The sequence below is a fragment of the Bradyrhizobium sp. PRIMUS42 genome (assembly GCF_023006515.1).
Taxonomy (GTDB): Bacteria; Pseudomonadota; Alphaproteobacteria; order Rhizobiales; family Xanthobacteraceae; genus Bradyrhizobium.
In genome coordinates, this window is record NZ_JALBGZ010000446.1 from 1 (window position 1) to 5,412 (window position 5,412).

Sequence of the window (5,412 nt, forward strand, 5' to 3'; positions counted from 1 at the left end):
CGCAACCGGCGCGATCTGCACCGCCGCCATCCCGCCTTCCGCCGCCGTCTCCCGCGCCGCCGTCAGAATCGCGCTGCGCCGCGCCGCGAGGCGCTTCACCACTTGATGCGTCCGCCGATAAACCATGGCGCGCTTCCTGTCCCACACGCCTGCCGCACGCCCTGCGGCCGAACGCTTCGTCACTGCAGTAATTGCAAATCGCCCCGCAAGGACTGAACAACTATTCAGGAGGGATGACAAGATGCATTTGCGCGAAGCGTCATATCTCAAAGCGGCGAGACAGATTCGCTCAAATGCGCAGAGCCGGTTGGTAGACGGCTAACCGCAATTGTTACCGCGATCTTAAAAGCAGCCCGGCGACTGTACCGGAGTACTGCGATCCCTCCTCGGTCCAGCATGATCGACTCGGACGCCCGGACCGCCTGGCAGCTCTTCAATCTGAACTGGCTTCCTGTCGCAGCCATGCGCCGTGCCCACGAGGAATTTTCAATATCCCGAAGTCTCGATGGTGGGCTCCGCCTTCGGTCTTCAAGCCATGACGGAGCTCTGCCCATCTCCGAACTGAAATCGCCGACCAAAAGAAAAGAGCCCCGTCGAGGACGGGGCTCTCGGAAATCTCTGGTTCGTCCGGCCTTACTTCAGGCTGGTCGAGATCGAGGTGAACTTGGTGTTCAGCGTGGTGCCGAGGTTGTTGACCACGGTGATGATGGCCAGCGCGATGCCGGCAGCGATCAGGCCGTATTCAATGGCGGTGGCGCCGGATTCATCCTTCACGAAACGCGCAACGAGGTTCTTCATAGAAGTGCTCCAAATGAGTACACGAGGCTTACAACTGATCCGGTCTTTTCGGCTTCCCAGCGCCGCCCGACCATGAAACCGAACGTAGGGGCAAAGAATTGCGCCGCAGTTAATTCGACTGCGTAAACACTGGGCGGGTTGCGTGTATTCGCCGATGGTAAATCGAAATCTAAAATAATCCGTTAAATTGTCGGGACATGAAACCGGCCTGGCGCGGCCGGTTTACCCGAAGTTATGACCCGCCGTGATCCAATGCCGACCGCTCGGACCGAAACGCGTCGAGACGAATGGTTCATCGCGCTTCGGGTTATTGTTGGGCGCGATCTTCTCGGAAAAGCCGCGACCTACTTTGCGCTAACGCGGCCCTCCGGGTCCGGATCGTGCTCGACGACAAGAACAACAGGACGACGAGGCGGCATGTCCCTTTCCTCTGCCAACAGCATCGCGGTGCAGAGCCGCGCGAGGGCCCTGGTGCCGCTATGCGTCGGCGCCGGAGCCTACCTGTTCTACCTCTTTCTCGGCGACACGCTGCTTCAGGATTCCGACTCGTTCTGGCAGATCAAGATCGGGCAATGGATCCTCGATCACGGCGCCATGCCCACCACCGACTTCTATTCCTTCACGCGAACCGGCGCGCCGTGGATTTCGACCTCATGGCTGTCGCAGGTGCTGTTCGCCTTCTCCCATGCGCAATGGGGCTGGGCAGGTCCCGTCATCCTCACGGCGGTCGCGGTTGCGCTGACGCTCGCAATCTTCGTCTACCTGCTCGACGCGCAGATCGGGGCCCCGCGCGCCGTGCTGTTCGCGATGCTGGCGCTGCTGCTATCGATCCATCACGTGCTGGCACGGCCGCATATCCTGGCGCTGCCCCTCCTGGTGGCGTGGTGCGGCCTGCTGATGGGAGCTGCCGACCGCAGGCGCGCGCCGTCCTGGACCTGGCTGCCGCTGATGGCGCTCTGGGCCAATTTGCACGGCGGCTTCGTGCTGGGCTTGGCGCTGATCGGCCCGATCTCGCTCGAGGCGGTCGAGCATGCCGAGAAGGGACAACGACTTCGACTGTTCATGCGTTGGGTGCTGTTCGGAATCGGCGCGCTGGTCGCAAGCTGCTGCACGCCCTATGGCTGGCGGACGCTGCAGGGCGCGACCAACATTCTCGGCCTTGGCGAGCTGCTGTCGCTGATCTTCGAATGGATGCCGGCGAACTTCGCCACCTTCACCTCCTTCGAAGGCGCCCTGCTCGGCCTGATCGCATTCGGCTATTATCGCGGCCTGGTGCTGTCGGCGCCCCGGATCTTCCTGATCTTGTTCCTGACCTGGAGCGCGCTGACCCATGTCAGGAGCATCGAGGCATTTGCGTTCCTGGTGCCGCTGGTGCTGGCAAAGCCGCTCGGCGAGATGTTCCCGCGCGCGACGCCTGACGACACTGGTACCGACCGCTGGCCGGCCCGCTATGTCACCGCGCTCGGCGCGCTGATGATCGTGGCGGCAAGCTGGACCTCGACGTCGCTCTACATGGGGCACCACCGCTTCACCTTCACAATGACGCAGACGCCGGTTGCGGCGGTCGACCTGCTCGCGCAACGCAAGGTGCAGCGCATCTTCAACGCCTACCAGTTCGGCGGCTATCTGATCTCGCGCGACATTCCGGTCTTCGTCGACGGCCGCGCCGAGCTCTATGGCGAGAAATTCGTCATGGACTTCTTCAAGGCGACGGAGGGCAGGAAGCCCGAGCTGCTGCCGCGCCTGCTCGATGAGTACAAGATCGACGCGACCCTTCTGGTGGCCGATGCGCCGGGCCCGCAGATCCTCGACCAGCTCAAGGGCTGGAAGCGGATCTATGCGGACGACATCGCCGTGATCCATGTGCGCGCCCCCGCAGACATTGCCGCCGCGGCGCCTTCGAAGTGAGGATCGCTGCCATAGGCGACCCCTCGGCTGCAGAAGCATGGTTAACCGCGCATCACCACACTGGTCGGGCTCCCTCCATCGTCCTCATTCTGTCCGCCCCCAGTAATGCAGCGCCTTAGATCCTTAACGGTTGCGGCAAGGCGACCTTAACCGCCGTCTCATAGACTTCCGCCCCTGCAACCCCAGTCGGAATCCTTCGCATGGCGGCCAATTCCAGACCGATCCGCTACAGCCTCGTCATCCCCGTGTTCAACGAGGAAGCCGTGCTGCCGGTCCTGTTGCGCCGGCTCGATCTGGTCATGTCCCAGCTGGACGGACCGGCGGAAGCGATCTTCGTCGACGACGGCAGCAGCGATTCCAGCTCGATCGTGCTACGGGCGCTCGCCGCGCGCGATCTGCGCTTTCGCTATATCGGCCTGTCGCGAAACTTCGGCCATCAGATCGCCATCACCGCCGGCATGGACGCGACGGCGGGTGACGCGATCATCGTCATGGATGCCGATCTGCAGGACCCGCCCGAAGTGATCGAGCAATTGATCGCGAAGTGGAAGGAGGGCAACGACATCGTCCATGCCCGCCGCCTGTCGCGCGAGGGCGAAAGTCGATTCAAACGTGCGACGGCGCACCTATTCTATCGGCTTCTCGGCAGGATGTCCTCTGTCGGCATCCCCGCCGATGTCGGCGACTTCCGCCTGATCGATCGCAAGGTGTTGGAGGCACTTCGGCAGATGCCGGAGCAGGATCGCTTCGTACGCGGCATGATCGCCTGGCTTGGTTTCCGGCAGGCCGAGGTCGCCTTCCACCGCCTCGAGCGCGCAGCGGGCGAAACCAAGTATCCGCTGTTCAAGATGGTGCGGCTCGCGATGAACGCCGCGCTCGGCTTTTCCGATCTTCCCTTGCGGCTTGCAATCTGGTGCGGATTGACGGTCTCGGGACTGGCCCTGCTTTACGGCGGCTGGGTGATCCTGTTGTGGCTCAGCCAGGACAGCCATCTCGTGACCGGCTGGTCATCGACAATCGTCGTCATATCCCTGCTGTGTGGAATCAACATGCTGATGACCGGTATCGTGGGACTCTATGTCGGCCGCATTCATGCCGAGGTGAAGCGCCGCCCGCTCTATGTGGTGCAGACGCGCGCCGGCTTCGATCGCAACGAGGCGGCGGCAGCACCCGCGATCCGCGCCGTCAACGAGTGACCCGCCGCATGACTGAGCTCTTCGACGGTTATCACGACAACTACCGCGATGTTGTCCAATCCTCGATCGACTTCTCCGGCTTGCCGCATCATTTCTTCATGCGCGCCAAGGCGGATCTGTTGCGCGATCTGATCGCGCAGCGGCTGGACGCGGTGAGGCCCGACATGCTGGACGTCGGCTGCGGCGTCGGCAGCCTTCATCCCCTGCTGCACGGCATGGTCGGTCGCTTGAGCGGCATCGACGTCTCTTCGGCCAGCCTGGCGCAGGCCCGCGCGGTCAACGGCGGGGTCGACTACCGCGAGTTTGACGGACGCACTTTTCCCTTCGACGACGCCAGCTTCGATCTGGTCACGGCCATCTGCGTGATGCACCATATCGTGCCGACCGAATGGATGCATTTCATCGCCGAGATGCGGCGGGTGGTGCGGCCGGGGGGACTCGTCTGCGTGATCGAGCACAATCCGTACAATCCGCTGACACGCCTTGCCGTCTCGCGCTGTGAATTCGACCGGGACGCCGTCTTGCTCGGCGCCGGCACGACGCGAAAGTTGATGGCCGCTGGCGGCTTGCGCGAGATCGGCGCCCGCCATTTCCTGCTGCTCCCCTGGGACACCAAACCGGCGCGTCGCCTCGAACATGCCCTGGGCGGCGTGTCGCTCGGAGGTCAGTACGCGGCCTTCGGGACCGCCTGACTTATCTTGGCGGCGTATCACGCCGCTTGTGCACGACGGCCACATCGTCGCCGTAAACGCGTTGCCACTGGGGCAGCCGATCCAGCATCGCGACCGCCGGTGTCCGCGGCGCGAGCAGCGTCGCGCCGATGTCGTATTCGTCGAGCAGCTTGAGAAAATCTGCGAGGTCAACCAGCGCCAGGGCACGATTATAGCGGTCGATGAACGGCCCTCCGTATAGTTCGCCGCGACCATCGACAAAGGTGGGAATGCCGGCAAAGATCAAATAGCCGCCGAACGAGTAATCGTTGAGGATGCGCCCCGTCTTGGCGAGGTCGGCTTGAGCGATCGCAGCCTGGGGGGTGATATTGGAAGCCGGCCGTATGTCGCGCGCCAGCGCCGCGCCGCTCATTGCGATCAAGACACCGAACGCCGCCAGATTCAGGCCGCGAGACCAGCCCTCCGCATCGTCCGCGGTCCGCTTGCCGAACTTTTGGCCTAAGGGGGCCGCCAGATAGAGCGGCGCCAGCATGGCCAGCAGATCCGCATTGCGGACCTGCGCCAGTGCGAAATGGAGCAAGCCGATTACCACCAACGTCCGTACGACCGGCAGCGTCACGCCGCGCGACAGCGCAAAGATGCCAGCCAGCAGCAGCAATTCGAAACCGCCGATATGGCTGAAATCCTGCGGCCGCCATTCCGCGATCCAGGCGAGCGCGGAGCCGAGGCCGAGCGTCGTCAGCGGCATCATAACCAGTCATAAAACGGATGAGGTCCCGGCGTACTCAGTTGCGTGTCGATTCGGGGTGGAAACGGCCTCAAATGCCTGGGGAACCTTT

The 5,412-nt window shown here is 63.1% G+C and carries 5 protein-coding genes and 1 pseudogene; 3 read left to right on the top strand and 3 right to left on the bottom strand.

Annotated elements, in window-relative coordinates:
* A pseudogene (locus MOV75_RS26160) lies at positions 1-126 on the bottom strand (TetR/AcrR family transcriptional regulator); the annotation flags it as partial.
* Between the two features lie 507 nt (positions 127-633).
* Entirely contained in the window at positions 634-798 is a 165-nt protein-coding gene (locus MOV75_RS26165) for a Flp family type IVb pilin (RefSeq protein WP_027545569.1), read from the bottom strand.
* Positions 799-1,215: 417 nt separating this feature from the next.
* Between MOV75_RS26165 and MOV75_RS26170 the strand changes: the two genes are divergently transcribed.
* The 3 genes from MOV75_RS26170 (at position 1,216) to MOV75_RS26180 (ending at position 4,594) form a co-directional block, all read left to right on the top strand.
* The gene (locus MOV75_RS26170) at positions 1,216-2,706 is read left to right on the top strand and encodes a hypothetical protein (protein ID WP_247006848.1); all 1,491 of its coding nucleotides are present in this window, start codon (positions 1,216-1,218) and stop codon (positions 2,704-2,706) included.
* Positions 2,707-2,906: 200 nt separating this feature from the next.
* A complete protein-coding gene (locus MOV75_RS26175) occupies positions 2,907-3,902 on the top strand; it encodes a glycosyltransferase family 2 protein (protein ID WP_247006849.1) in 996 nt (331 codons plus the stop codon).
* 8 nt (positions 3,903-3,910) lie between these two features.
* The gene (locus tag MOV75_RS26180) at positions 3,911-4,594 is read left to right on the top strand and encodes a class I SAM-dependent methyltransferase (RefSeq protein WP_246930509.1); all 684 of its coding nucleotides are present in this window, start codon (positions 3,911-3,913) and stop codon (positions 4,592-4,594) included.
* Position 4,595: 1 nt separating this feature from the next.
* On the opposite strand, the gene MOV75_RS26185 is transcribed toward MOV75_RS26180, so the two are convergent.
* Positions 4,596-5,321: a hypothetical protein gene (locus MOV75_RS26185; RefSeq protein ID WP_247006850.1), complete on the bottom strand. Its 726-nt coding sequence runs from the start codon at positions 5,319-5,321 to the stop codon at positions 4,596-4,598.
* Between the last annotated feature and the right edge of the window lie 91 nt (positions 5,322-5,412).